The 26,176-nt window shown below is 72.9% G+C and carries 23 protein-coding genes and 1 pseudogene; 11 read left to right on the top strand and 13 right to left on the bottom strand.

Going from position 1 to position 26,176, the window contains the following annotated elements; translation table 11 throughout:
• Window positions 1-5 precede the first annotated feature (5 nt).
• From AB0K03_RS17855 to AB0K03_RS17835, 5 genes are all read left to right on the top strand, one after another.
• A complete protein-coding gene (locus AB0K03_RS17855; RefSeq protein ID WP_364685762.1) occupies window positions 6-974 on the top strand; it encodes a tyrosine-type recombinase/integrase in 969 nt (322 codons plus the stop codon).
• 54 nt (window positions 975-1,028) lie between these two features.
• Window positions 1,029-1,874: an undecaprenyl-diphosphate phosphatase gene (locus tag AB0K03_RS17850; protein WP_364685759.1), complete on the top strand. Its 846-nt coding sequence runs from the start codon at window positions 1,029-1,031 to the stop codon at window positions 1,872-1,874.
• Complete coding sequence (locus AB0K03_RS17845; protein WP_364685757.1) at window positions 1,871-2,809, top strand: DUF3626 domain-containing protein; 939 nt, start codon at window positions 1,871-1,873, stop codon at window positions 2,807-2,809. Before AB0K03_RS17850 ends, AB0K03_RS17845 begins: the two co-directional genes overlap by 4 nt.
• A 101-nt stretch (window positions 2,810-2,910) precedes the next feature.
• Window positions 2,911-4,137, top strand: coding sequence for a cytochrome P450 (locus AB0K03_RS17840; RefSeq protein ID WP_364685754.1), 1,227 nt, complete (start codon window positions 2,911-2,913; stop codon window positions 4,135-4,137).
• Window positions 4,134-4,334, top strand: coding sequence for a (4Fe-4S)-binding protein (locus AB0K03_RS17835; protein WP_364685751.1), 201 nt, complete (start codon window positions 4,134-4,136; stop codon window positions 4,332-4,334). Before AB0K03_RS17840 ends, AB0K03_RS17835 begins: the two co-directional genes overlap by 4 nt.
• Before the next feature lie 24 nt (window positions 4,335-4,358).
• Here AB0K03_RS17835 and AB0K03_RS17830 read toward each other — a convergent pair whose 3' ends face one another.
• The 5 genes from AB0K03_RS17830 to AB0K03_RS17810 form a co-directional block, all read right to left on the bottom strand.
• Window positions 4,359-4,721, bottom strand: coding sequence for a GntR family transcriptional regulator (locus AB0K03_RS17830; RefSeq protein WP_364685748.1), 363 nt, complete (start codon window positions 4,719-4,721; stop codon window positions 4,359-4,361).
• A gap of 20 nt (window positions 4,722-4,741) precedes the next feature.
• A complete protein-coding gene (locus AB0K03_RS17825) occupies window positions 4,742-6,130 on the bottom strand; it encodes an MFS transporter (protein WP_364685745.1) in 1,389 nt (462 codons plus the stop codon).
• A gap of 152 nt (window positions 6,131-6,282) precedes the next feature.
• Complete coding sequence (locus AB0K03_RS17820) at window positions 6,283-6,894, bottom strand: hypothetical protein (RefSeq protein WP_364685742.1); 612 nt, start codon at window positions 6,892-6,894, stop codon at window positions 6,283-6,285.
• Window positions 6,891-8,729, bottom strand: coding sequence for a dynamin family protein (locus tag AB0K03_RS17815; RefSeq protein WP_364685739.1), 1,839 nt, complete (start codon window positions 8,727-8,729; stop codon window positions 6,891-6,893). Before AB0K03_RS17815 ends, AB0K03_RS17820 begins: the two co-directional genes overlap by 4 nt.
• On the bottom strand, window positions 8,726-10,381 hold the full coding sequence (locus tag AB0K03_RS17810) for a dynamin family protein (RefSeq protein ID WP_364685736.1): 1,656 nt from the start codon (window positions 10,379-10,381) through the stop codon (window positions 8,726-8,728). Before AB0K03_RS17810 ends, AB0K03_RS17815 begins: the two co-directional genes overlap by 4 nt.
• A 199-nt stretch (window positions 10,382-10,580) precedes the next feature.
• Between AB0K03_RS17810 and AB0K03_RS17805 the strand changes: the two genes are divergently transcribed.
• The 4 genes and pseudogenes from AB0K03_RS17805 to istA form a co-directional block, all read left to right on the top strand.
• Window positions 10,581-13,184: a LuxR C-terminal-related transcriptional regulator gene (locus AB0K03_RS17805; RefSeq protein ID WP_364685733.1), complete on the top strand. Its 2,604-nt coding sequence runs from the start codon at window positions 10,581-10,583 to the stop codon at window positions 13,182-13,184.
• Entirely contained in the window at window positions 13,181-13,732 is a 552-nt protein-coding gene (locus AB0K03_RS17800; protein ID WP_364685730.1) for a LuxR family transcriptional regulator, read from the top strand. The genes AB0K03_RS17805 and AB0K03_RS17800 overlap by 4 nt, the downstream gene beginning before the upstream one ends.
• Window positions 13,733-13,856: 124 nt before the next feature.
• Window positions 13,857-14,678, top strand: a complete 822-nt coding sequence (locus AB0K03_RS17795; RefSeq protein ID WP_364685727.1) for a M55 family metallopeptidase — start codon at window positions 13,857-13,859, stop codon at window positions 14,676-14,678.
• 193 nt (window positions 14,679-14,871) lie between these two features.
• Window positions 14,872-15,962 (top strand): annotated as a pseudogene (istA, locus tag AB0K03_RS17790) (IS21 family transposase); the annotation flags it as partial.
• Between the two features lie 96 nt (window positions 15,963-16,058).
• On the opposite strand, the gene AB0K03_RS17785 reads toward istA, so the two are convergent.
• The 7 genes from AB0K03_RS17785 to AB0K03_RS17755 form a co-directional block, all read right to left on the bottom strand.
• The gene (locus AB0K03_RS17785; RefSeq protein ID WP_364685724.1) at window positions 16,059-16,805 is read right to left on the bottom strand and encodes a hypothetical protein; all 747 of its coding nucleotides are present in this window, start codon (window positions 16,803-16,805) and stop codon (window positions 16,059-16,061) included.
• 210 nt (window positions 16,806-17,015) lie between these two features.
• Window positions 17,016-17,633: a hypothetical protein gene (locus AB0K03_RS17780; protein WP_364685721.1), complete on the bottom strand. Its 618-nt coding sequence runs from the start codon at window positions 17,631-17,633 to the stop codon at window positions 17,016-17,018.
• 190 nt (window positions 17,634-17,823) lie between these two features.
• Window positions 17,824-18,591 (bottom strand): lysophospholipid acyltransferase family protein, encoded by a 768-nt coding sequence (locus AB0K03_RS17775; protein ID WP_364685718.1) that lies wholly within the window; start codon window positions 18,589-18,591, stop codon window positions 17,824-17,826.
• 269 nt (window positions 18,592-18,860) lie between these two features.
• A complete protein-coding gene (locus AB0K03_RS17770) occupies window positions 18,861-19,646 on the bottom strand; it encodes a hypothetical protein (RefSeq protein WP_364685715.1) in 786 nt (261 codons plus the stop codon).
• Between the two features lie 367 nt (window positions 19,647-20,013).
• Window positions 20,014-20,439, bottom strand: coding sequence for a MarR family winged helix-turn-helix transcriptional regulator (locus AB0K03_RS17765; protein ID WP_364685712.1), 426 nt, complete (start codon window positions 20,437-20,439; stop codon window positions 20,014-20,016).
• Window positions 20,440-20,476: 37 nt separating this feature from the next.
• Window positions 20,477-20,938 carry a phosphotransferase gene (locus tag AB0K03_RS17760; RefSeq protein WP_364685709.1) on the bottom strand — a complete coding sequence of 154 codons (462 nt, stop codon included), beginning with the start codon at window positions 20,936-20,938 and terminating at the stop codon, window positions 20,477-20,479.
• 615 nt (window positions 20,939-21,553) lie between these two features.
• A complete protein-coding gene (locus tag AB0K03_RS17755; RefSeq protein WP_364685706.1) occupies window positions 21,554-22,015 on the bottom strand; it encodes a GNAT family N-acetyltransferase in 462 nt (153 codons plus the stop codon).
• Between the two features lie 318 nt (window positions 22,016-22,333).
• Between AB0K03_RS17755 and AB0K03_RS17750 the strand changes: the two genes are divergently transcribed.
• Together AB0K03_RS17750 and AB0K03_RS17745 are read left to right on the top strand one after the other, a co-directional pair.
• Entirely contained in the window at window positions 22,334-23,593 is a 1,260-nt protein-coding gene (locus tag AB0K03_RS17750) for a hypothetical protein (protein ID WP_364685703.1), read from the top strand.
• A 739-nt stretch (window positions 23,594-24,332) separates the two neighbouring features.
• The gene (locus AB0K03_RS17745) at window positions 24,333-25,307 is read left to right on the top strand and encodes a tyrosine-type recombinase/integrase (RefSeq protein WP_364685700.1); all 975 of its coding nucleotides are present in this window, start codon (window positions 24,333-24,335) and stop codon (window positions 25,305-25,307) included.
• Window positions 25,308-25,354: 47 nt separating this feature from the next.
• Here AB0K03_RS17745 and AB0K03_RS17740 read toward each other — a convergent pair whose 3' ends face one another.
• Window positions 25,355-26,176, bottom strand: a complete 822-nt coding sequence (locus AB0K03_RS17740; RefSeq protein ID WP_364685697.1) for an alpha/beta hydrolase — start codon at window positions 26,174-26,176, stop codon at window positions 25,355-25,357.

The following is a 26,176-nucleotide window of genomic DNA, read 5'->3' as shown; positions in this document are numbered from 1 at the left end:
ACGGCATGTCCCTGGTACCCCGGCAGAGCGGCGGGACGGTCGCCGTCGGTGGCAGCGCCGAGCAGGTCACCGAGGCGTGGCTGCAGAACCGGCGGTTGTCCGCGCACACCCGCGACGCGTACCGGCGTGACGTGGCCGCGTGGCTGGCCTGGTGCGCCGGGCGCGACGTCGACCCGCTACGGGCGTCGTTCCTGGACGTCAACGCGTACGCGCGCGGCCTGGAGGCGGCGGAGCTGGCCCCGGCGACCGTCGCGCGCAAGCTGTCCGGGCTGTCCAGCTGGTACGACTTCCTCGTCAAGCTGCGCGCGGTCGACGCGAACCCGGTGGCCGGCGCGGACCGGCCGTACGTGTCCCGCGACCACTCGGCCACCGTCGGGCTGAGCCCGGAGGAGGTCGACGCGGTGCTGGCCGCCGCGCAGGCCGGCACCGGCGCGGCGGCGGCCCGCAACCACGCCGCGATCGCGTTGCTGGCCGATCTGGGGCTGCGCGTGGGGGAGCTGGTCGGCCTGGACGTGGCCGACGTCGGTGTGGAACGCGGGCACCGCAGCGTGCGGTTCATCGGCAAGGGCGGCAAGCCGCGGCGGCGGGCGCTGACCCCGTACGCGGCGGCCACCCTGGACGCCTATCTGGCGCAGCGCGCCGCCGCCGAGGCCACCACCGCGGACCGGCTCGACGGGCCGCTGCTGGTCACCGCGTCCGGCGCCCGGCTGGACCGGCACGCGGTGTTCCGGCTCGTGCGCCGGCTCGCACACCAGGCCGGCATCCCGGGCTGGGAGCGGTTGTCGCCGCACTCGCTGCGGCACGCGTTCGCCACCACGGCCCGCGCGGAAGGGGTGCCGCTGGAGGACGTGCAGGACGCGATGGGGCACGCCGACCCGCGCACGACCCGCCGCTACGACCGCGACCGGCACAACCTGGACCGTGACCCGGCGTACACCATCGCCGCGGCGCGGGTCCGCCGCAGCGGCGGCTGAGCGACCCCCTATCCTCGACCGCGGTCAGGCTGTCGATCTCGAGACGGGGTTGGGTTGAACATCTTCGAAGCGGTGCTGCTGGGCGCGGTGGAGGGCTTCACCGAGTTCCTGCCCATCTCCAGCACGGGCCACCTGACCATCCTGGAGAAACTGCTCGGCTACCGGATCGACGCGCCGGACATCACGGCGTTCACGGCGATCATCCAGTCCGGCGCGGTGCTGGCCACGGTGATCTTCCTGCGCCACGACCTGATCCGGATCATCGCGGCGTGGTTCCGCGGCGTGTTCAGCAGCGAACAGCGCGGCAACGCCGACTACCGGTTCGGCTGGGCGGTCATCCTGGGCTCGATCCCGATCGGCATCATCGGGCTGCTGTTCCAGGACACCATCGAGACCACGCTGCGCAGCCTGTGGTTCGTCGCCGGCGCGCTGATCCTCTACAGCGGCGTGATGTGGTTCGCCGACCACGCCGCCACCCAGGTGCGCCACCAGGAGGACGTCACCTGGAAGGACACCCTGATCATCGGTACGGTGCAGTGCCTGGCGCTGATCCCCGGCGTGTCCCGCTCGGGCGCGACGATGACCGCGGGCCTGCTGCGCGACTTCGATCGGGTGACTGTGACGAAGTTGTCGTTCTTCCTGAGCATCCCGGCGCTGCTCGGCGCGACCGTCCTGCAGACCGTCCAGGAGTACGACGGCATCTCCACCGCCAACGGCGGCGTCGGCTGGCCGGCCACCATCACCGCCACGGTGGTCAGCTTCATCGTCGGCTGGTTCGCCGTCTCGTGGCTGCTCAAGTTCATCGCCCGGCACTCGTACTCGATCTTCATCGGCTACCGGCTGGTGCTCGGCGCGCTGCTGATGGTGCTGCTGGCGACCGGCGTCATCGACGCGAAGTGAACCCGCAGGCGGCCCGGGCCCTCGCGCACGTGCGGGCGCTCGGCGCCGCCGGCCGGGTGCCCGTGCCGGGCGCGCGGATCACCGTCAACTTCCACCCCGACCGGCTGCTGCGCGACGGGCGTACGGTCGCCGAGCACCTGGCCGCCGAGGGTGTCTACCGCAGCCAGTTCGAGACCGGCATCTCCAACGGCGGGCTCACCGCGTACCCGGGCGGAGACCGGGACCGGTGGGAGCAGCGCCTGTTCGCCGGCGCGTACCCGAGCCGGTCCGGCGCCGGCCGGCCCGTGTACGGCGCGCTGAACCTGGCCGGGCACCCCGACGGGGCGGCGCCCCGGTTCGGCAGCTGCCACCTGCGGCTGCGCGCCCACGTCGCCGAACGGGCCACGTTCAGTCACGGCGACAGCGTCACCGAACCGCAGATCGTGGGCACCGCCGACGCGTTCGGCGGGATCTGGGCGGCGCTGCTCGAGCAGGTGGAGCGCACCGGGCAGGCGCTGGGCCTCAACGCCGCGGCGGCGCCGCAGTGGGTCGCCGCGCTGACCGGCCCGCGCACCAGTGCCGGGCGCACCCTCGACGACTACGTCGAGGCGCAGGTGCACGGCGGCGTCGACCTGGCCGCCGACGTCGAGGCCGTGGTCTGCGACCCCGCGTTCGCCGGTACGCCCACCGCGGCGCACCTGGCCACGATCGCCCCGTTGGAGTGGCACCCCGGCTTCGTTCTGGACGCCGGCGCGTTCGACGAACGGCTGCGCGGCCGCGACGCCGCCCGCCTCGCCCGCGCCCTGGGGCCGGGCCCGATCGACGCGGCGGTGATCGGCGCGGCCGGCCACCGTACGGGCGAACTCGCCGCGTTCGGTGACCACGCCGACGTGCTGCAGCTCCTCAAATACCTGTGGCACATCCTCGTCATCCGGGGCCACGCGCGGCACAGGTGACCCGGGCGAGGAGATTCATCGACATTCGTTGTCCTATGCCCGATCCGGCGATAACGTAGCGCTTGCGAACCAGTACGCCCCGCAACTTCAGGAGCGCCGCTGTGGCCGATGTGCTGACCGACCGCCTCCCCCTGTTCCCGTTCCGCAGCCCCGACGACGACCCGTTCACCCCGGTGACCGCGGCCGACCGGCGCCGCCTCGACGGGCCCGTCACCCGGGTACGCCTGCCCACCGGCGGCTGGACCTGGCTGGTCACCCGGCACGCCGACGTCAAGCAGATGCTGCGCTCCGACGCGTTCAGCGCCGACATGACCCGGCCCGGCTTCCCGCTGCTGCGCACCCCGCCGCCGGCGACCCCGCAGAACCGCCGCGGCGGATTCATCCGCATGGACGGCGAGGAGCACCTGCGGCTGCGGCGGATGCTCACCGCCGAATTCATGATCAAGAATGTACGGCGGATCGAACCGCACATCGGCGACGTGGTCGACGGCGCCCTCGACGCGCTCGTCGCCGCCGGGCCTCCCGCCGACCTCGTGGCCACCTTCGCGCTGCCGGTGCCGTCGCTGGTGATCTGCCACCTGCTCGGCGTGCCGTACAGCGACCACGCGTTCTTCCAGCAGCGCAGCGCCATCATGCTGGACCAGAGCGCCGACCCGCTCGCCGTGCGCGACGCGGCCACCAGCCTGCGCGCCTACCTCGGCGGGCTCATCGAGACCAAGCGCACCAGCGGCAACCCGGGCGACGACCTGCTCGGCCGGCTCGTCAGCGACCGGGTGCGCACCGGCGAACTGGAGATCGGCGAGCTCATCGGCATGGCGCTGCTGCTGCTCATCGCCGGGCACGAGACCACCGCCAACATGATCGGGCTCAGCGTGCTCCTGCTGCTGCAACGGCCCGCCGTGTGGCAGCGGCTGCGCGACGGCGGCGACGCGGAAGCCGACACCCTCGTCGAGGAGCTGCTGCGCTACCTGACGATCGTGCGCACCGGCCTGCCCCGCCAGGCGATCCGCGACGTGCAGATCGGCGGGCGGCTCATCCGCGCCGGCGAACCGGCCACCGCCCTGCTGTCGCTGGCCAACCGCGACGACGACGTGTTCGACGACGCCGACGGGTTCGACCCGTACCGGCAGGCGCACCAGCACCTGGCGTTCGGCTTCGGCGTGCACCAGTGCATCGGCCAGCCCCTGGCCCGGGCGGAACTGCGCATCGCCCTCACCCGCCTGGCCCGCCGCCTGCCCGGCCTCAGCCTCGCGGCCGACCCCGCCCAGCTGCCCAAACGCGACATGTCCATCGTGTACGGCCTCGCCGAACTGCCGGTGACCTGGTGAGCGCGCACGTACGCGCCGATCGCGACGTCTGCATCGGCGCCGGCAACTGCGTCATGACCCTGGCCCGCGTCTTCGACCAGGACGACGACGGCGTGGTCGTGGTCCTCGACGAGCATCCCGACGGCGAGGACCCGGAGCTGCTGCAGCGCGCGGTCGTGATGTGCCCGTCCGGCGCGATCACCGTCACCACCACCTGAACCGGGCCGGCCCGGCCCCGACGGTCAGCCCGGATGCCGGAGAACGGCCTCGACCAGCGCCAACGCCGCCTGCGGTGTCAGTCCGAGGGACTTTGTCTCGTCCGCGTACCGTTGGGCCGCCTCCCGGGCCGCGACCGGCGTCCCGGCCGCCGCCGGCGTGATCAGCGTGCCCGCCCGGCCGTGGGTCTCCACCAGCCCGGCCTGCTCCAGCTCCCGGTAGGCGCGGGCCACCGTGTTCACCGCCAGGCCCAGCTGCGCGGCCAGCGCCCGCACCGGCGGCAGCCGGGTGCCCGCCGCCAGGACCCCGTCGGCGGCCAGCGCCGCGATCCGCAACCGGACCTGCTCGTACGGCGGCACCGGCGACGCCGCGTCGATCGTGATGTCCACCCGTGCCGCTCCCTGTCCGCTCACAGCAGCCGCGGGGGCGTGTTGCCCGCGGCCACGATGGCCCGGCGCATCGGCACCATCGCCAGCAGGATGCCACCGGCGACGAAGAACACCACCAGCGACACGATGCCCACCCGGTAACTGTCGGTCAGCTGGAACACCAGCCCGAACGCCAGCGGCCCCAGCCAGCTCGTGCCCTTGTCGCTGATCTCGTAGAAGCCGTAGTACTCGCCCTCGCGGCCCTCCGGGATCAGCTGGCTGAACAACGAGCGGCTCAGCGCCTGGCTGCCGCCCATCACCAAGCCGATCCCCACGCCCAGCAGCATGAACGGCACCGGCTCGCCCTCGGGCAGCCAGAACGCGGCCAGGATCACCAGCAGCCACATCGCCAGCGCGAACAGCACCGTGCGGCGCGCGCCGATCCGCGCGGCCAGCGCGCCCAGCAGCAGCGCGCCGCCGAACGCGAGGAACTGCACGATGAGGATGGTGATGATCAGCGTGCTCTGCCCCAGCTTCAGCTCCTCGGTGCCGAACTGGCTGGCCAGCGCGATCACCGTCTGGATGCCGTCGTTGTAGACCAGGAACGCGGCCAGGAAGAACAACGTCAACGGGTACGCCTTCAAGCTGCGCACCGTGTGCCCCAGCTGCCGGAACCCGTCGGTGAGCACGTTGCCGCGCGCCCCGCTGGCGGCCGTGCCGGGGTGCTCGCGCAGCCACCGCAGCGGCAGCAGCGTGAACACCGCCCACCACACCCCGGCCGACACGATGCACCAGCGGGCCAGGTCCAGGGTGCGCCGGTCGTCACCCTCGACGCTGAGCACCATCACGACCACCAGGTTCAGCAGCAGCAACACCCCGCCGCCCAGGTAGCCCAGCGCCCAGCCACGGCTGGACACCTTGTCCCGCTCGTCGGGGCCGGCCAGCCGCGGCAGGAACGAGTTGTACACCACCACCGACGCGCCGAACGCCACGTTCGCGACGATGAACAGCGCCCCGCCCAGCAGATAGCGCTCGCCGGTCACGAACGCCATCGCCACCGTCGCGCCGGCGCCGGTGAACGCCGCGGCGGCCAGCAGCGGCTTCTTGCGCTCGGCCCGGTCGGCGACAGCGCCCATCACGGGCAGCACGAACACCGTCAGCAGCACCGACAGCGACACCAGGTACGGAAAGTAGGACCCGGCGGCGACGCTGATGCCCAGCGGATGCACCCGCCCCGAGCACTCGTCGGCGCCCAGCGCGCACCCGGCGGCCTGCTCGGCGACCGAGGTCAGGAACGGCCCCAGGAACACCGTGATGACGGTGGTGGAGAACGCCGAGTTGGCCCAGTCGTAGAAGTACCAGCCGGTGCGTTCCCGGCGGCCGGTGACGGGCGCGACAGTGCCGGCCGGCGGATGTGCGGATGCGCCCATGACCGTGAAACCTCCCAGGGACCACCAGCCTTCAGTCCGTTTCTGGGGGGCGGTGGGGTGGTTGGACGGGGCGATTTCCCGCCGCTCGGCAGGCAGCTTAGAGCATCCGCGGCGCTGCGCGACCCCGCCTGTGGACGCGTTTCGCCGGCTTGTCAGCCGTTGTCGCGCCACCAGCGGGCCAGGGCACTGGTGGCCGGGTCCTCCGACTGCGCCAGGTGCGCCCACGGGTCCTCGGCGGGTGGCAGCTCCTCGGCCGCGTACCCGGCCAGATCCGCGGCGGTGACCGGATCGGCGTGCACCGCGACCGGGTCCACCGTGCCGAGGCTGCCCGTGTCGATCCACGGGAACCCGTCGACCGGCTCGGGCAGCGGTCCCACGTCCAGCGCCGGCGGGAACACCTGCGCGGGGTCGGCGACGTCACCGGGATCCGCCGCGGCGTCCGGGTCCGCCCCGACCGGGCCCATGTCGTGCCCGTGCGTGACGTCCACGACGGCGTGGGCGTCCGCCGCGTCGTGCGCTTCGGGGACGTCGTGCAGCTCGGGCATGCCGTGCCCGGTGGCGTCCGGCTGCTCCCAGCCCTGCTCCGGCGCGCCGTGGTCCAGCCCGGCGAGGTCGTCGTGGCCGGCGTCGGCGACGTCGTCGTGCCAGCCGTCCGCCGGGTCCGGGTGCGCGTGCACGCCGCCGTCGTCGTCGTAGCCGTGGTGGCCCGGGTCGTCGTGGTGACCGGGATCGTGGAACTCCGGCCAGCCGTGCTCGTCGCTCATGAATCCTCCTGACCGCTTGCGGCGGGCGCCAGGGACCGGGCCCGGGCGAGAACGTCGTCGGCCTGCTTGACCCGGGCGCGGGCCTGCTGCAGCTCGGCGGACGCCGCGGCCCGGCGGCGGGCGCGGCCCGCGGCGTCCTCGGCGGCCGCCGCGTCGATCTCGGCGATGCGCGCGTCCAGGTCGCGCAGCCGCCGCTCCACGGCGTCGTCGACGGCCACGCCCAGGGCGTACTGCAGATCGGTGAACCGGTACGAGATCTCGTCCTGCAACGCCGCGCGGGCCTCGCCGAGCACCTCGCGCAGCCACGCGCGGGCCTGCTGCCGGTCCGACTGCACCCGCCGCCGGTACAGCACGTACCCGCCCGCGGCCACCCCCAGGCCCAGACCCGCCACGGGAACGAGCAGGCCGCCGGCGACCACCCCGCCCACACCCAGCAGCGACGCGCCGAACACCGCGCCGCGCCCGGCCATGACGGCGATGCCGCCGGCCGACAACGCGATCAGCATGTTGTCGGCCGAGTGCTCGCGCGGCGGCCCGGCGCTCAGCGCGTGCCGCAGGGTGGCGTTGAGCCGGTCCAGCACCGCGGCCAGCTCCTCGTCGTCGAACACCTGCGCCAGGACCTTCTCGCCGACCTGACGGAACGTGGCCTGCAGATCCTGCGACAGCCGTACGGCCACCGCCTGCAGCTCCGCGTCCACCTGATCGGGCAGCGCGGCCAGCCCGTCGCCGCGCAGCGTGTCGATGCGCGCCCCGACCTGCTGCTGCACCTCGGCGATGCGGGTGCGCAGCATCCCCACCACCTCGACGCGGGCGCGCTGCGTCTCGGCGCTGAGCAGCAGCGCCCACTGCCGAGACTCGGTGCGTTTCCGCGCGGCCAGGGCGCTGCGCTGCTCGCGGACCCGGGCCGTCGCCCCCGGGTCGGCCTCGGCCGCGGTGACCCGGTCCTGGGCGGCCTGCTCCAGCCGGGCCAGCTCGGCGCGGGCCGCGCGCAGCACGTTGGCCAGCTGCAGCTGATGCCCGCGCCCGGCGAGCTCCACCAGGGCGTGCTGCAGCTCGGCGATGCGCGAGGCGTCGACCAGGGCGGCCTGCTCGCCGGCCGGCACCGCCAGCGCCATCTCGGCCAGCCGCGCCGACACCGGGAACCACGGCGCGGCCGCGAACCGGGGCGCGCGGGCCCGCAGCAACGCCCGGTTGTCCTCGGCGATGCGCCGCCACCCCGGGAACGCGTCCACCTTGGTCAGGGCGAACACCACCGTGTCGACGCGTTCGCTCGCGGCGACCAGGAAGTCCAGCTCCGGCTGCGACAGCGGAGCCGACGCGTCCGCCACGAACAGCAGCGCGGTGGCGCGTTCCACCGCGTCCAGCGCGACGGCGGTGTGCGCGGGATCGAGCCCACCGACGCCGGGAGTGTCCAGCAGGCTCACGTACTGCAGCAGCGGCGCGGGATGGGTGACGTCGATGCGCCGCGGCGCCCGGACGCCGCCGCGCCCGGTGGCCCACTCGGCCAGCTGCTGCACGCCCAGCTCGACCGGCTCGCCCGACCCCGGCACGTACGCCGTCGCGGTCACCGTGCTGCCGGGCGAGAAATGCAGGTACGCGGCGGTGGCGACAGCCGCGTCCACGGGCGACAGTCCCGGCACCCCCAGCAGCGCGTTGATCAGCGAGCTCTTGCCGCGTTTGGTCTCACCGACCAGCACGACGGACGGGCGGGTCAGCCGGCGCCGGCGCAGCTCGGCCAGCTCGGCGCCGGCGTCGGGGTCGGCGGCCTGCACGGCGGCCAGGGCGTCGTCGACGGCGGCGGTGAGCACCCCGGCCAGCTCGCGGGTCCCGGTCATCGTCCCGCCTCCGTCGCCTGCTCGCGCCACCACGCCTCGTCGTGGCCGGGCGGTGCCGCCGGCGCGTCGGCCGGCCGGGTCGCTTCTTCGGCAGCTGCCGGCCGGGTCACTTCTTCGGTGGCGGGCGGCGCGGCGGCCTGGGCGCGGATCGCCTGGGCGAGCAGGTGGAAGCCGCGGTGCGCGACCTGCGCGACCCGCGACTGGGCCGGGGCCGCGCCGGCGACCGCGTACACCCGCCAGCGGCCCGCCGCCTCGACCGCGGCCGCGGCCAGCTCGTCCGGGCCGGCGTGCGGCAGCCGCAGGATCCAGCGGGCGTCGTCGGAGGTCGCCAGCCGGGTCAGCTCCCGCTCCCACGCCACCGGCAGCGGCACCGCCCCGGTCGCGACGCGCTGCGCGACCTCCAGCAGCCGCAACCGGTGGTACGCGGGCTCGCGCAGCAGCCGCTCGGTGGCCGCGCGCAGCGTCTCGCGGTCCCGCAGATCCCCGGTGTGCCCGGCGATGCGTTCCAGCCGGGCGAGCGCCCAGCCCGCCTTGATCGCGTCGGCGCGCCATCGCAGGGTCTGCTCGAGCGTGCGCTGCAGCCGCGGGAACCCGGAGGCCTGCACGAGCCGGCGCACCAGTTCCCCGCTGCTCAGGGACGGCTCCGCGGCCAGCTGCGCCAGGCAGAAACCGATGCCGTACAGGTCGAGCAGCTCCAGCAGCCGTTCCCGGCGGGCCGCGTCGAGCGGGGCGGGACGGGTGCGGAACAGGTCGACCGAGGCCAGCAGCACGCGCAGCTGGTCGGCGGGGACGGTGGACAGCTGCCGCAGGGCGGCGCAGTCGGCCGCGGTGAGCCGCCCCGCCTCACCGGTCTCGGCGAGCAGCCCCACGACCGGGATCACCTCGGAGACCGTACGGGCCAGCAGCGCCGCCTGCTGCTCGGCGAGGGGACCGGCGACCGGCCACGGGTCCGCGGCCCCGCCCACGAGCGTGTCGACCTTGCCGAAGACTCCGAGCGCGTTGATCGGGCTGCTGGCCAGCCGTGCCGACGCCGACCGGAACGCCTCCAGGGCCTGCACGTCGTCGGCCCGTACGGCCTGGGTGAACACGTAGGCGACGGCCTCGGCGGCGGCGACCTCGGAGGCCGAGTCGGCGTCGATCGCCGCGTCGAACGGCGCGGTGGGGTCCGGTTTGTGCGCCTCGCCGAGTTCGGCGGCGGCGCGGGCGGACAGTCCCGTGTCGGTGGAGGCGAGCCCGGGGGTGTCGACCACGGTCAGCCCGCGCAGTTTCTCACTGGTCAGCGTGACGTCCACGTACGCGACGCGCCCGGCGGGCACCCCGAGACGCTGCGGGATCATGCCGTCGTCGCCCAGCGGCAGGCTGCGGCGCTGCCCGTCGCGGCACACCACGTCGACGCGGTCGGCGGGGCCGTACCGGAACCGGGTGACCACCCGGGTGCACTCCCCGGCGGCCGTGGGCGCGACCCGGCGGCCGATCAGCGCGTTGACGAGTGTCGACTTTCCGGCTTTCAACCGTCCCGCGATCGCGATGCGTAACGGCTCGGCGAGGCGGTCCCGGACGTGTTCCACCTGGCCGGCGGCCTCCGGCCCGACCCGTGCGAGGATCTCGTCACACAGCGTCGCCATGCGGGCGGAGAGCGGTCCGACGGTCATGACTCGTCAGCCGAGCACACCGTCAGGGACAATGTGCTGACCGCGGCCGTCATCGCAGACAAAGGTGGTTGCCCTTCCCGTACGCGGGCAGGGCGGGATCGCCTGCCGCAGCACAGACTACGGAGGCAGGCGGCACGGGCGGGATCCCGTGTTCGTGCCAAGGCAACGCTGCCGGGGGCGCAGCGGGATGGGGGCGTGGGTGGCATCGCACGACCTGGCCGGGCTCGCGGCCGCGCACCTGCGCCGCCCCGGCCTCGTCGTGCTCACCGGCGCGCCCGGCTCCGGGCGCACCACGCTGCTGCGCCGCGTCGCCGCCGCCGCGGGCGGTCCCGCGTACGCCGGGGGTGGCCTGGCCATGCTCGCCGCCGTGCCCGCCCTCGCCCTGTCGCGGGCGGTGCGCGCCCGCCTACCCGTGCACGACGTCCCCCTGCTGGCCGAGGCGGTGCGCTCGCGGGTGCGCGGCGGTCTGCTCGTCCTCGACGACCTGCAGTACGCCGACCCCGCCACGCTCGCCGCCCTGCCGCACCTGGCCGCCCACGTCCGCGTCGTCGCCGCGCTGCGCACCCCGCACCGGCTGCCCGCCGACACCGTCACGGCCCTGCGATCGACGGCCACCGCGTGGCTGGACGTGCCACCGCTGAGCCCCGCCGACGCGGCCGCCCTGGCCCGGCGTACCGCGCCGCACCTCGGCGACGACGCCCTGGCCGCGGTGCTGGCCCGCGCCGGCGGAAACCCCCTGGCCGTCACCGCGCTCGCCCGGCACGCCGCCGGCGGACGCGGCGCCGCCGACACCGGCATCGACCAGGTGGCGTACGCGATCGCCGCCGCACTGGCCGACCTGCCCCGTCCCGCCCGCACCGCGCTCGCCGCGCTGGGCCTGCTCGGACGCCCTGCGCCGGCGGCCATGCTCGGCCCGGGCGCCGCTGTGCTGCACGAGGCCGGCCTCGTCGAACAGTCCGGTGACGGGATGATTCCCGTGTCGGCGTACGTGGCCGAGACCGCGGCCGGGCTCCTCGACGGCGACGCCCGCATCGAGCTGCACCAGGCGCTCGCGGCGCTCACCCCCGACGCGGAGGCCGCCCGGCACCTGGCCGCCGCCGGCGACCACAGCGGCGCGTACCGGCGGGCCCTCGCCGCGGCCGACCGCGCCGCCGGCGGCGACCGCGCCGACCTGCTGCTGTTCGCCTGCGACCTGCCCGGCGTCACCGTCGACCCCCGGGTACGCCTCGCCGCTGCCGACGCCCTGCTCGCCGCCGGCCGCCCGCACGCCGCCGCCCGGGTCCTCAGCACCGCCCGGCCGCTCGGCGTGGAGGCCGACGTACTGCGCGGGGAGGCACTGCTGCAGGGCGGCGACCCCGTGGCGGCCCGCGACTGCGTACGCCCGGTGCCCGACGCCGCCTCGGCCACCGTGGTCGCCGCCCGCGACCGCATCCTGCTGCTGGCCGACCTCGCCACCGACCCGGCCGGCGCCCTGGACACCGCCGACAAGATCGCCGCCCGTCACCCCGTGCCGCCACCGGGCGTCGCGGCCGCCCTCGCCGCCGTACGCGCCGCGCACCGTACGCCCGGCTGGGAGCAGGGCCTCGCGGCGGCCGCCGCCACCGCGGACCCGCTGACCGGCCGGTGGAGCGCCTGGCTGCTCGTGGAACACCTCGCCGCCGACGGCCGTCTCGCCGACGCCGCCGCCACCGCCCGTCACGCCGCCGACGCGTGCGCGGCCGATCTCGCGTACAGCTGGCAGACCCGGTTCCTCGCCGCCGCGGGCTGGGCCGACGTCCTGCTCGGCGCCACCCCGGCCGTCGACGACGTGCTGCGGCGTACCGCGGACCTCACCGACCGCGCCCTGCCCGCCGACGCCCGCGGCTACGCCCTGGCCGCCACCGCCCTCGCCGAGGCCGACACCGGCCTGCTCGCCGCAGCCCGCGCCCGCCTCGCCGCCGGCGCCACCCACCCGGCCACCGCCTGGGTCGCACGCGAGGCGGCCTGGCTCGACGGCCAGCCCGACCGCGCCACCGGCACCCCGGCCACCGCCACGGCCGGCCTGCTCACCGGCCTGCACCACATCACCGCCCGCTGGGCCGCGTACGACATCGGCGCCGCCGCCGGCGGCCAGGCCCCCGCCATTCCCGCCGGGCTGCCCGCCGCGGCCCGCCGTACGCTCACGGCCTGGGCGACCGGCACCGGCTTCACCGCGGCGGCGCAGGCCTGGACCGGCACCGCCCTGCGCGAACAGATCCGCTGCCTGCTCGCGGCAGGCCTGCAGGACCGCGACCCGCACCGCGCGGTCGACGCCCTCCTGCAGGCCGAACACCTCGCCGACACCGCCGGCCTGGTCGTCCTCGCCGGCCGGGCCCGCCGCGGCCTGCGCCGCCACAACGTGCACCGCGACACCCGAAGCCCCCGCTCCGGCACCCAGCTCACCCGCCGCGAGGCGGAGGTGCTGCGCCTGGTCGCCGCGGGGGAGCCGACGCGCCGCATCGCCGGGCAGCTCGGCATCTCGGCGGAGACCGTCGACACCCACATCCGGGCGGGCATGCGCAAACTGGGCGCCCGCACCCGTACGGAAGCCGCGGCGCTCGCGTTGACCCAGCTGGAGGATGGCGCGCGCACCGCTTCTCCCGGCCGTCCGGCCTTCGCGGACCGCTCCGCCCCGCCCGGCGGCTCTGCTTCGCCCGGCGGCTCTGCTTCGCCCGGCGGCTTCGCTTCGACCGATCGCTCCGCTCTGACCGACCGCTCCGCTCTGACCGACCGCTCCGCTCTGACCGACCGCTCCGCTTTCACCGATCGTGAGGATGGCCGGTGACCCGACAGCCCGACGCCCCCCGCCACGTCGTCGCCTCCACCGCCGACGCCGACACCGTGGTGCGCCGCCTCATCCGCGACGGCTGGACCGTCCGGGAGGGTTTCGCGCTGCCCAGCGCCACCTGGGACGTCACCACCGACCGCCTCGTGCTGCACGGGCGCATCACCGACCAGGACGCCCTGCACCTCGCGGTCCTCGCGGCGGCCCGGGGAGCCGGCATCGTCGCCGTCTGCGACGCCGACAGCCCCACCGGCCGCGCCCTCATCGACGACCTGAGCCGCCTCGGCTCCGTCCACCTCGGCCCCGGCGGCGCCACCACCCCGGCACCGGCCGAGGGCACCGACGCGGTGGCTGAGCTCGTGCCCGAACAACGCGCCCTGCTGGACCGCCTCGCCGCCGGCGACACCATCGCGGCCGCCGCCGCGGCCGAATTCCTGTCCCTGCGTACGGCGAACCGCCGCATCGCGGAGGCCCGCGCCCTGTTCGGCGTCCGCACCACCCGCGAAGCCGTGCTCGCCTACCTGCGCCAACGCCGCGCCGCCGAGTAACCCTCGCAGCTCATCTCAGCGACGTCTCCCGGCGCAGCAGCGACCAGTCTCCCGGCGCAGCAGCGACCAGCCCGGTGGTGCCGATCCGCTGCGCTGACATGGCGCTCGCGTAGGGTGCTCGTCGATGAAGGTGCTGATCTCCGCCGACATGGAAGGCATCTCCGGCATCGTCCACCCCGACGAGACGAACCCCGGAGGCCCCAACTACGAACGCGGCCGAGCCCTGATGACCGCCGAGGTCAACGCGGCCATAGCCGGGGTGCTCGAAGCCGTACCCGCCGCCGCCGTCCTCGTCGCCGACGCGCACGGACCATACCGGAACCTGCTGCCCGAGACCCTCGACCGCCGAGCCCGCCTCGTCCGCGGCAAGCCCCGCCCCCTGGGTATGCTCGCCGGCCTCGACACCGACACCGCGGCGGTCCTGCTCATCGGCTACCACGCCCGCGCCGGCACGGGACCCGCCGTGCTCGCCCACACGGTCAGCGACCACATCCTCGACGTCCGCATCGACGGCCGATCCCTCGGCGAGATCGGCCTCAGCACCGCGCTGGCCGGCCACCACGGCGCCCCCGTCGTGCTGCTCACCGGCGACGACGCGGCCTGCGCCGAACTCCGCGACCTCGTACCAGCCGCGGCGACGGTCGCCGTGAAACAATCCCTCGGCCAGGGCGCGGCCGTGGCCCTGCACCCGGACGAGGCCCGCGACCAGATCCACCGCGCCGCCGCCAAGGCCGTACGCCGCGCCGGCCAGATCCCCGTCAGCGACCTACCCGGCCCCCTGAGCCTGCAGGTCGACCTGCTCAACCCCGCCACCACCGAGCTTGCGACCCTCATCCCGGGCGTCACCCGCACGGCCGGCGCCCGAACGGTGTCCTTCACCGCCCAGGACATGAAGCAGGCGTACGGCCTGGTGCAGCTGTTGAGTCACCTCGCCAAGACATCCTGACCCGGCAGCTCCGATCGCTGCTTTCCGCATCGGCCCTGTGTGCAGCCGCAGCCGCAGCCGGAGGACACTCAAGAGGTCGTCCAGTTGATTCTGACGGGTATCAGTGGCCGCACCTGGACGGCCTGAGATGGCCCCACCGGTACTCGTTGGAGTGACAGAGTGACGGTCTGATCTGGCCGCACTTGGGCGGGCGGTGCCACGATGCACCGTGCGCGCGGCGATCGATTCGGCTGCGCCGCCGCCACCGCGTAAGTCACCGGAACGGACCGCGCCGCGGTTGGAGCCGTTCAAGCTGGCTATCGATGCGATGCTGCGCGCCGATCTGAGCGCACCGCGAAACAGCGGCACACGGTGAGGCGCGTCCTGGCGCGGCTGGTGGCGGAGAACAACGCGGGTGACTTGTCGTACTCGACGGTGCGCGACTACGTCGCTCGCCGTCGGGCGGAGATCGCGGCCGAGGCAGGCCGCAGCCGGCAGGAGGCGTTCATCTTGCAGACTCACCGTCCAGGCTAAGAAGCCGAGGTCGACTTTGGGGAGTTCTGGATCCGGCTGGCCGGTGTCCCGACGAAGGTGTTCATGTTCGCGCTGCGGCTGTCGTTCTCAGGCAAGGCCGTGCATTACGTGTTCGCGTCACAGGGCCAAGAGGCTTTCATCGAAGGTCACCTGCACGCGTTCGGCGTGCTCGGTGGCCTGCCCACGGTGAAGATCCGATACGACAACCTGCGGTCAGCGGTGACCCGAGTGGGGTTCGGACGCACCCGCACCGAAAGCGACCGGTGAGTGCAGTTCCGATCCCACATGGGCTTCGAGGCGTGGTACTGCATGCCCGGCATCAAGGGCGCCTACGAGAAGGGCGGCGTCGAGGGCGAGGTGGGCCGATTACGGCGCAACCACCTGGTCCCCGTCCCGGAGGTCACCATGTCGGCCGAGCTCAACGATCGGATCGCGGCCATCGATCGGGCTGAGGATGACCGGCGCCTCGAGCACCGGGTCCGCACCGTCGGCCAGGACTTCGGCGTCGAGCAACCACTGCTGGCGCCGTTGCCGGCCGAGCCGTTCGAGGCCGCACGGCAGCTGAATCCGAAGGTCAACCGTTACGGACTGATCGGGGTGCGCATGTCGCACTACTCGGTGCCGGCGCGGTTCATCGGCCAGACGGTGCGGGTGATGCTGCATGCCAGCGAAGTCGTCGTGTTCGACGGCCACGCCGAGATCGCCCGTCACGAGCGGTCGGTGACGAAAGGCTCGCAGACCCTGGTGCTGGACCACTACCTGGAGGTCCTGCTGCATCGAGACGGGCACCGAATCCTATCGTCTGGGCCCACGCTCACCAGAAGAACCTGGCCATGGCCACAGAGTGATCGCTGCACGAGCGGACGCTCAGACACAGTCCCAGAAGAACCGGCCCTCCCGTTGGTCCTGGCTCAAGAACGCGTATCCGGTGCCACCACCGAAGTTGAGCGCGAACGCGTCCTCACCTATGCCTTCCGCGCCGTCCAACTGGAAGAAGAACCGCCACGAATCATCAATCTCAGGAGGCGTCCACGGCTGCCAGAACAGAGGTTCGCCACCCACGTAGCTGCGGCTGTCCACGTCAGGTAGATCATCGTTCTCCGCTAGCACCATGCCCTGAAACGCCGCGTCACGGTCGACGAGCTGCCGCTCGAAGACCGCAGCCGCCGTCTCGTCCGGCGTATTCAGGTCGAGATACAACTCCACTGGCTCCCGTGCGAACCAGTCTGTGCCTCGCCGCCATAATGCCGGACCGGTACGGCGAGTCTCGCCGTTCACGAAAGACGGCACGCGCCCATCCGGCTGAACCAAGAGCGCGTTTTCCCCACCCTCCAGGTCGAACGTGCCGTCCTCGTCGCTGACGAACAAGTACGCCATCCCAACACTCTGTCCCGGCAGCGGGAACTGCCCGATGAACGTCATCAGTTCACCGGATCCCCGCGACACCGGCCAGAACGGTTCACCCATCCAGAACGGCTGTCCACCGAGCTTCGCGACTGGTCCGTCGATCGGAGCGCTGCTGGGCCGCCACGACATCTCCAGGCGGGGCGTCAGCCACCGATCGAACGGCCCACCGGCCGACCCCAACGCTTCGAAACGCCTCGACCACGCCATTTCACAACCTCCCAGAGCGATGATCTAGCGTCGCCAAGGTACGGGACTTGCCGCGGGTCGGGGCACATTCACAACCGTCGTTCACCCTCCGTCACGGAAACGGGCTCCGCTGCTGGGGCCAGGTGGGGCCAGATCGAGCCGTTATCCCATGGCCCTTCCCGCCAAGCAGGGGCCACTTCAGGCCGTCCGAGCCACCGCCGGCCGTCAGAATCAGTCGCCCGCCAAGCCCAGGTGCCCGCGGGCGAACTGCGAGCGCGCGGTCCTGACCCAGCGCCGGACGTCCGCCGCCGACCGCTGCACGCCGCGACCCGTCGTGTCGACGATCTCCACGGCCCACCGAGGATCGGCGCCGGTCCAGTCGCTCCAGCGCTCCCACCTCATCTCCTGCCACCCAGGCATGATGGCCTCCGGCTGGTGCCCGGGGTCGCCGGCGTGCCCGCGATTCCACCGAGCCCAGGCCATGAACGAACGCTTGGCGTCAGGATCCCACTTACCGGGATCGCGCTCCTCGAGCCGGCTCTCACGGAACTCGTCGTCGACGTCCAGCAGACACGCCGCGATCGCCTCCAGCCTGGTAGCCGAAGGACAGGCCAACACTTCACCGAGAGGTGACTGCCCGGTCAGCACCACGTCCACGCCGTCAGCCTGGTAGCGCAGCACCCGGCTGAGCCAAGCCTCCGTGCTGCGCTGGCGCCACTGCCTGTCCGCATCGCTCGGGACACCGATCTCGTCGAAGTCGTGAACAACCAGTCGCTGCATGTCCGCGCAGGCGGCCCACGCCGCCGTGGTCTTCCCGGAGCAACTGGAGCCGGCGATCGTCAGCAACATCGGCGCAGTATGCCCAGCGGCCCGTCCGGGACGCGATCGCATTCCCGGCGCCGACACAGCTACGTGCCCGCGCTCGTCGCCGCCGGACCTCCCGCCGACCTCGTGGCCACCTACCTGACGGTTACGTGCCCGCCTGACGGTCCGAAACAGGCACCGACCTCGCGGACGTCGCGATCCCGCCGAGGCTCACTCAGGGAACGCGGGGGCGTCGACGGACCCGCGCCATGTCCACCGGCCGCGTACGGTCCACGAACCGCGGCATCTCCGGCTCGTCCTCCCGCAACGGGGCGAGCGTGTCGGCGATCGCCTGCACGATCCGGTCCGTGGCCCGCATGGCCTGCGCCCCCGCCGTACCGGACAGCCCGGTCAGGTCCACAGGGTCACCGAAACGCACCAGCACCACGGGCCGGCGCACCATCGCCTTGAGCGCCGAACGCACCACATCCTTCGGCGACGTGTACGGCAGCACCGCATGCGACCCCCACTGCGCCACCGGCACCACCGGCGCACCCGACAACGCCGCCATGCGAGCCACCCCGGTCTTGCCCCGCTCGGGCCACATCCACGGGTCCAGCCCGATGCGCCCCTCCGGGTACACGAGGATGACCGAGCCGGCCCGCAACGCAGCCGCGGCATTCGGGAGCGCCTCGGCGACCTGCGCGGTGTGCCGGTCGACCCGCAGATGCCCGGCCGCCCGCATGGCCCAGCCCGCGACCGGCGCGTCGAACAATCCCGCGGTCGCCATGAACCGCGGCGCCACCCCGGCGATGCTGCAGGCCGCCGTCACGATGACCGGATCCACCGGGCTGACATGGTTGGCCGCCAGAATCAGCGGACCATGCCGCAACGACTCGGGCACCTGCCCGCTGACCCGCAGCCGGCAGATCAAGGGCACCAGCACCCGCGACAGCCGCAGGAGCACCCGCCACACCACCGGTACACGCCACGTCGCTTCCATCAGTGCGCCATGATCGCACGTCCTCATCGTGAGCAGGGGGCAGGTCACCCGTGAGCAGCGGGCAGGTCACTCAAGGATGCATCCGCCCCGGAACCGCACTGGGCGGCTGTGGGCTCGACGCCCGCGCACGTCGAAATCCAGCCGCCTGTTGCCCGGAGCCGGCCCGGATGAGCCGGCACCCCTCAGCCTGCCGCGGGTTGCGCCGAATCTGCCCATGATCGACCGGCATCCCTCAGCCCGTGCCGCCGGTCGCGCTGGGCCGGCCCGGGTCAGCCGGCGTCCCTCAGCTCCTGTAGCCGCGCCTCGATCTCGGCCAGCTCCGCCCGTAACCGGTCGGCCTGCTGCTCAGCCTCCGCCCGCTCCGCCGCCAGGATCTGCTCCACCGCCTCCTGCACCCCGGGCACATCCACCAGCGACACCATCCGCATGGCCTCCGCCGGACGAATCACATAGGGCTTCGCCAGCGCCTTCGCCCCCTGGTTCGCCGCCACCGTCCACTCGCCGTCGGTGTACGCCAGCGTCACCGTCAACCCCGGCGGCGGCTTCGGCTTGCCCGCCCGGCCCGCTGCCTTCCGCGGAGCCGGCGCCGGAGCAGATGCCGGAGCCGGCGTCGCGGGAGACGCGCCCGCGGGCCTCTCGGCGGCCGGAGAAGCCGCAGGCCGCGAAGACCCCGTCCCGTTACCGGCAGCAGACGACGCCGCCCCGGACGAACGGCTCGGCGGCACCGGCTTGTCGATGACGAATTCCGGCTCGACCCGCACCGGCTGCACCGGAGCCGGGGGAGGAGCCGGCGCCTTACGCCCCGTCGCCCCCTTCGGCGCGATCTGCAGATCACCCGGCGCGAACGGCAACTCGTCACGCCCGAACCGCACCACCACCCACTCGTCCGACTCCGCCGGGTCGGCCAGCGTCACCACCTGACCCACCTGACCCGCGATCTGACCCGCCGACTCCGTGAACATCACCCGCGGTTTACGCCCGGCCGCCAGCTCGTCCCGGATCATCTGCAGGTCGTCGCTGCTCAGCCCTCGCACACCGGTCCGCGCCGCTGCCATCGGTCCACCCCTTCTCGAACGTGTGTTCCAACGTCGTCTGTTCTACCAGCACCCACCGACAAGAACCCGTCAACCCAGCCGGCCCGTCGCCGGATCCCGGTCGGTCACGCAGTAGACCCGGCCCGCCGGATCCCGCAACGTCGTCGGGGGCCGGGTGGGCGTTTGCGACGTTGGTGCCGGCCTTCGGTGACGCGTACCTGAGGGTGCCGCGGCGACAAGCCCGAACCCGTCACGGCCTGCCAGAAGCCCTCCGCCACCCGCGACGGAGAATCCAGAAACCCGGTGATCCACCGTACGAAAGTGTCAGACCCCGCCTCTACGGTCTCCGCCATGACCGAGATCCTGCCCTGCCCCCGCAGCACACCCCTCAGCGGGCGGCGTCGCGCACCTTCGCCACCAACCGCGACAACTCCGCCAGCTCGGCAGGGGAGAGCACCGCCCCCAGCCGCACCTGCACCTCGTCCTCGAAAACGACCTCCGCCGCCGCCAACGCCGCCACACCCGCCGGCGTCAACTCGATGAGCGACGAGCGACGGTCATCCGGATTCGGCCGCCGTAGGCAATGCCCTGCGGCCTCCACGCGATCCACGGTCTTGCTGGCCGCACCCACCGTGATCTGTAACTGCGCCGCGACATCGAACACCCGGCAACCCGGCGTGGCCGCAATGACACGCATCGGCATCAGCCTGCCCAGCGACAACTCGCCGGCGGCCCGCAACCGCGCATCCATCACCTCCCACAACCGGATCTCCAACCCCACGATGTCGTCGAAGAGAAGCTTCAGATCAGCCACAGGCCAACCCTATTCAGAGGAAGCAGATTCCCCGGAATCAGACCCGCGCCAGCTCATCGCGATGCTCGAGCGTCCACGCGTACGCGGCCCGCACAGCCCCCGCGACACCGGCATCACGCAGCCGCACCATGGCCGCATCGCCCGTCCGCGCAGCCGACTCGATCCCACGCCAACACCGGTCCTGCCACCACAACACGACATCGAGCACCCCGGCGGCCTCCCACACCTGCCCGCCGACGCTCGCCTGAGCCGCCGACCCACCCGGTTCTCCCGCCGAACCGACGGGGGAGAGGCACTCCTCGTACGCGTCAAGCACCACCCGAACCCGCCGCGCCGCCACCGATACCTCCACGGCAGGCCCCAACGGCACGAACTGCCAGCACACGTGCGCCACGTCATGCACCCGACGCCCCGGAGCAGCGATGTCCCAGTCGATGAAAGCCACCGGCAACCCGCCCCGATACACGGTGTTCTTCGGCGACAGATCGTTGTGGCACACCACCTCCTGGCCCCGGCCGCGAGCTCCGTACCGGCCGTCACGTCATGAAAGCCCCGCACCAGCCGCGCCACCGCTGCCAAGCTGCGATCGTCACGGGGCTCCGAACCGGGTTGCCACGGTACGAACCCGTCCATGTAGCTCAACGTTTCCCGGCCCCGCTCATCCACCCCGAGGAACCGAGGAGCGCCGCTCCAGCCCGCCGCCTCGAACAAGGCGAGCAGCGTCCGGACGAACGCCGGATCGCGCGGGGGAGACTTACGTACGGTCGAGCCGACCCGCACCACGTCGCTGACGAAGCCACCCTCAAGCCGCTCTTCCACCAGCCCCGCCCATCCTCGACGCCAACCCGGCTGCAGCACCGCCGCTGGGGACCGCGCCCACCGGGGGACCGCGCTTACCTGGGCTGCGCCGCCATTCACAGAACCGCGCCGCCATCCACAGAACCGCCCGGGAACCAACTTCACCGCCGCTCCCAAAGGCCCACCCAGTCTTGCCGACGCCCGTCCGATCTCACCGCTGCCCCGGAACGCCCCGCCGCAACCGTCCGCGAGATGTCGCTGCGCGAGGTGCGACCGCCTGCGCCCTCCGGCGGCGCAAGCAGGCGACAGGAGCGGGTCAGCCGCGAAGGTCCAGCACGCCGACGGTCTGACCGCCGCTCTTCTCACCGGTCGCCCTGAACCCCAACCGCAGGTAGAAGCCCTCCGGGCCGCCGTCACGCGGATCCCACGTCACGTACGCGCGCGTGCCGCCGCGGGCGCGGATCTCGTCGCACACCGCCTTGACGGCGTACCGGCCGTAGCCGCTGCCCTGCGCGTCGGACGCGATGTTCAGCCGCCAGAGCCCGGAGCGCCGGTCGTCCGGGGCGCGGTCCGGGTCCCAGGGGATGTCGAGGAACGCCATCAGAAACCCGACCAAGCGGTCGCCGTCGTAGACCAAGCGGGGCCAGGCGTACTGGGCGAACACGTACGCCTCCGCGAGCGACTTGACCACCGGCTCGACCAGATCCTCCTGGTCCGGACGCACCGACAACGCGAGCGCCGCCTCGTAGTTCTGGGGGGTGATCTCTTCCAGCCGCATGGGCCGGACCCTAGCAAGCACGAAGCTGTCCGCTCTCACTGATGTTGAGCCACGCAGAGCCGCCTGAGCCGCGATGGCTCAGCATTGTGAGAAATCGAGAACGCCCAGCCTGAGCGCCGCGGGCCAAGGTCCCACCGGGCGATGCCGCTCGGCTCTGCCGGACCGTTCCCCGACGGAGTAATGCTGGCCTCGTCGGCACGTGGAGCCGCGCTCATCGCGACCTGCGACGGCACGACGTCGGAGCACCCCGCACGGATCCGTGGCCGGCGCCTCCTCTTCGGTTCCGACGCCGTCGCTTCCCTCGCGAAGGGAGTCCTCATGTCTCGGCACAGCAAACGGGCGCTGCTCGGCGGCAGTGCCACGGCGGCACTACTGATCGCGCTGATCGCGGCACCGAACGCGGCCAGGGCGGCGAACCACTCCGGCACCCTGGACGAGTCCTTCGGCGGGGACGGCATCGTCGTCACCGACATCGGAGGAACGGATGCGTACGACGCGATCCAGGCCGTCGTCGCGACGCCCGGCGGCCGGATCCTGGCGGCCGGGCTGAGCAATCCGCTCGAATCCGCCGGCGCTACGGCCCTCGCCCGGTACCGCTGGGACGGCAGTCTCGATCCCGGCTTCGGCACGCAGGGCCAGGAGACGCTGTCCTTCGCCGACGTCGCCCACGCCGCCGTGGTGCAACCCGACGGCCTGGTGGTCGTCGGGGGCTCGAAATTCAACGACTACGGCGCCCTGCCCGACTTCGCGCTGGCCCGGTTGCTCCCCGACGGCTCCCTCGACCCCGCCTTCGGCCAGGACGGCCAGGTCACCACGGACTTCGGCGAACATGACGAACTGCTGGCGCTGGCCCGCCAGCCGGACGGCAAACTGGTCGCCGCCGGCTACACCTACAAGTTCCTGGACACCACGAACATGGCGCTGGCGCGCTATCTGCCGAACGGTTCGCTCGACACCCGGTTCGGGCAGGGCGGCAAGGTGGTGATGTCGCTCCTGCCGACCGCGTCGGCCAGCGCGGTGGTCGTGCAGCCCGACGGCCGGATCGTGGTGGCCGGCTGGACGGGCGGCGCTGACTTCGTTCTGGCCCGCTTCCGCCGCGACGGCTCGCTGGACCGGTCGTTCGGCACCGGCGGGCTGGTCACCACCGACCTCGGCGAGGACAGCCGGGACCAGGCGGCGGCGATGACACTGCACGGCGACGGGCTGGTCGTCGTGGGCCAGGGCCTCGGCGGGGCGGCGGTCGCCCGGTACCGGATGAACGGCAGCCTGGACCCGAACTTCGGCACCGGCGGCGTGCTCCGGGTGCCCGGCCTCACCGACGCGGCGACCGCCGTGGTGACCTACGGCTCGGACCTCATCGTGGGCACCGCACGCTTCTCGCTCGCCCGCCTGGACCGGCACGGGGCCCTGCGCACCGATTTCGGCACCGGCGGCGTGCTCACCACCAAGATCGGCGGCAGCGCCTCCCTGCAGGCCCTCGCCTGGCAGCCGGACGGGCGGCTGGTCGCCGCGGGCTACACGTCCGATGCGCCGCACTGGACCGACGACTTCGCCGTGGCGCGGTACCGGATCAACTGACGCATCCTCGCCATCCGGCCCGGCTCGACCGTGACGACGATCTTGCCGGCCGGATGGCCCTGGGCGAGGGACGCATTGCGTCGACCGCGTCGCCAACGGGACCGCGAGATGTCGGTACCCGCCAACTACAACGACATCGCCGCCGGAGACAGGCTGCGCGACAGCTTTCGATCGAATGAGACGGCTTCAGATCGACTGAGCTGACAACAGAAGCCACCCCGGCGATCGGGGTTCACGGTGGTCGGAGTTCAAGATTGGCTGGTCGATAATCTACATTATGTCAATCTGAGCGCGGATCCGGCGCCGAGGGGACTCAACATGTGCCTCACTCGGCCGAGACCACCGTCGGCAGGCCGGCGAAATCGCAGGAGATCGCTCCTGGCAGAACCGGTGCACGGGCGCGAGCCGCCAGGAGCCGGGCCGCCGCCAGAAGACGCCCGGAACATGGCGCGGCAGATCTCGGACCGGCGTCGGCGCGCGAAAGTCCGCTCGGCCCGCGAGATGCACTGCAGAAGACCCGCGAGATGCGGAAGGCGCCCGAGACGCAGAAGACACCCGACACGCGACATGCGACGCGACGCAGGGACCGCGGCACGCGAGACGAACGATCCGCCCCACCCCGGCGCCGCTGCGCTCAGTCGCCGACATCACGCCCGACGAAAAGCCGGCATGACACCGACCGGCGGCAACGGCGTCTGCCCCTCTCGCACAGACCCGACTTTCCTGCATAATATTCCTTATGCAGGATGAACAAGACATTCCGGTCGAGCCGCTCGTCGAGGAGTTTCTCGGCGCCCGCGCGGTGCAGAAGCCGTCCCCGCACACTCTCCTCGCCTACCGGCGCGACCTCGCCGCCGTCCTGCGCGTCATCGCCGACACCCGGGACACCCCCACCGACGCCGTCACGCTGCGTGACCTCTCCCCTCGTTCGCTGCGGTCGGCCTTCGCGGCGTTCGCGAGCGGCCGGGCGCCCGCTTCGGTGTACCGGGCCTGGTCGACGTGGAATTCGTTCTTCGGGTTCCTGGTGGTCGACGGCGTGGTCGCGGGGAATCCGATGCCGGCGGTCGGGAAGCCGCGGGTGTCGGTCCCCTCCCCCAAGCCGCTTCGCGGTGAGGACACGCCGGAGCAGTTGCTGGAGGCGGTGAGCCGGTCCGATGAGCGGCAGCGGGATCCGTGGCCGGAGCGGGATGTGGCCGTGCTGGCGTTGGCCTTGTGCGCGGGGTTGCGGTTGTCCGAGCTGTTGGCTTTGCGTACGGGTTCGGTGGTGGGGCGGCCCGGTGAGCGGCGGGTCGAGGTGGCGGGCAAGGGTGGGCGGCCGCGGTCGGTGCCGATCGAGCCGGAGCTGGATGCGGTGGTGGCGCGGTACGTGGAGAGCCGGCGGGTGCGGTTCGGGCGGGTGCGGCCGGATGATGCGTTGCTGGTGGATCGGCGGGGTGAGCCGTTGCGGCGTGGTGGGCTGCAGTATCTGGTGCAGTCGTGTTTCCGGCGGGCGGGGGTGTCGGATCGGGTGCCGCGCGGGGCGCAGTTGCATGCGTTGCGGCACACGTTCGCGACGCGGTTGGCGGAGGACGGGGCGAACGCCTCGGAGATCATGCGGCTGCTGGGGCATGCGTCGTTGACGACGTCGCAGGGGTACATCGAGGTGACGGCGGCTCAGCAGCGGGCGGCGGTGCGCGCGAACCGCACGAACAGGGCGCTGGGAAAGCTGGGATGAGTAGAACTGGCCGACCCCCGGGAAGGGGCCGGCCAGTGAAGCAGGCGTCAGCTGTTGAGGAAGCTCAGCAGGGCTTCGTTGAACTCGGTCGGGTGCGAGGCGTTGATGCCGTGCGGCCCGTCCTGGATGACGACGAGCTTGGCGCCGGGGATGGTGTCGGCGGTGCGCTTGCCGCTGTGCTCGATGGGGACGATGGCGTCGCTGTCGCCGTGGATGACCAGCGTGGGGATGCTGATCTTGGCGAGGTCGCCGCGGAAGTCGGTGCGGCTGAAGGCGGTGATGCAGTCGAGGGTGCCCTTGGGGCTGGCCACGTGGGCGAGTTCCTGGGCGTAGCGGACCTGGTTGTCGCTGACCTTGAGGGTGCCGCCGGCGGTGAAGAAGTTCTGGGCGAAGCCGTCGACGAAGGCGATGCGGTCGGTGGTGACGCCGTCCTGGAACTGTTTGATGGTGGCGTCGTCGAGGGCGCCGTCGGGGTTGTCGTCGCTCTTGTAGAGGTACGGGGGCACGGCGCCGGCGAAGACGGCCTTGGTGACCCGGTCGGTGCCGTAGGTGCCGAGGTAGCGGGCGACTTCTCCCCCGCCCATGGAGAAGCCGACGAGGGTGACGCCGGTGAGGTCGAGGTGTTCGAGCAGGGCGCGCAGGTCGGCGGCGAAGGTGTCGTAGTCGTAGCCGGTCCAGGGCTGGCTGCTCTTGCCGAAGCCGCGGCGGTCGTACGTGATGACGCGTTTGCCGTCGGCGATGAGGGCGGGGATCTGGGCTTCCCAGCTGCGGCCGGACAGGGGCCAGCCGTGGATGAGGACGACGGGGTCGCCGGTGCCGAAGTCCTCGTAGTGGAGGTCGACGCCGTTGCTCACGGTTGCGTAAGGCAC

This window comes from Actinoplanes sp. NPDC049316 (genome assembly GCF_040677315.1).
GTDB lineage: Bacteria > Actinomycetota > Actinomycetes > Mycobacteriales > Micromonosporaceae > Actinoplanes.
This window is presented reverse-complemented; position numbering and strand designations above follow the sequence as displayed.

Excerpts from the sequence above, each read along its gene's own strand:
- AB0K03_RS17795 (WP_364685727.1), top strand. The coding sequence starts at position 13,857 with ATGAAGGTGCTGATCTCCGCCGACATGGAAGGCATCTCCGGCATCGTC.
- AB0K03_RS17750 (WP_364685703.1), top strand. The coding sequence starts at position 22,334 with ATGTCTCGGCACAGCAAACGGGCGCTGCTCGGCGGCAGTGCCACGGCG.
- AB0K03_RS17775 (WP_364685718.1), bottom strand. The coding sequence starts at position 18,591 with ATGGAAGCGACGTGGCGTGTACCGGTGGTGTGGCGGGTGCTCCTGCGG.
- AB0K03_RS17825 (WP_364685745.1), bottom strand. The coding sequence starts at position 6,130 with ATGGGCGCATCCGCACATCCGCCGGCCGGCACTGTCGCGCCCGTCACC.
- AB0K03_RS17785 (WP_364685724.1), bottom strand. The coding sequence starts at position 16,805 with ATGGCGTGGTCGAGGCGTTTCGAAGCGTTGGGGTCGGCCGGTGGGCCG.
- AB0K03_RS17855 (WP_364685762.1), top strand. The coding sequence starts at position 6 with ATGTCCCTGGTACCCCGGCAGAGCGGCGGGACGGTCGCCGTCGGTGGC.
- AB0K03_RS17810 (WP_364685736.1), bottom strand. The coding sequence starts at position 10,381 with ATGACCGTCGGACCGCTCTCCGCCCGCATGGCGACGCTGTGTGACGAG.
- AB0K03_RS17770 (WP_364685715.1), bottom strand. The coding sequence starts at position 19,646 with ATGGCAGCGGCGCGGACCGGTGTGCGAGGGCTGAGCAGCGACGACCTG.
- AB0K03_RS17815 (WP_364685739.1), bottom strand. The coding sequence starts at position 8,729 with ATGACCGGGACCCGCGAGCTGGCCGGGGTGCTCACCGCCGCCGTCGAC.
- AB0K03_RS17820 (WP_364685742.1), bottom strand. The coding sequence starts at position 6,894 with ATGAGCGACGAGCACGGCTGGCCGGAGTTCCACGATCCCGGTCACCAC.
- AB0K03_RS17780 (WP_364685721.1), bottom strand. The coding sequence starts at position 17,633 with ATGTTGCTGACGATCGCCGGCTCCAGTTGCTCCGGGAAGACCACGGCG.
- AB0K03_RS17745 (WP_364685700.1), top strand. The coding sequence starts at position 24,333 with ATGCAGGATGAACAAGACATTCCGGTCGAGCCGCTCGTCGAGGAGTTT.
- AB0K03_RS17755 (WP_364685706.1), bottom strand. The coding sequence starts at position 22,015 with ATGCGGCTGGAAGAGATCACCCCCCAGAACTACGAGGCGGCGCTCGCG.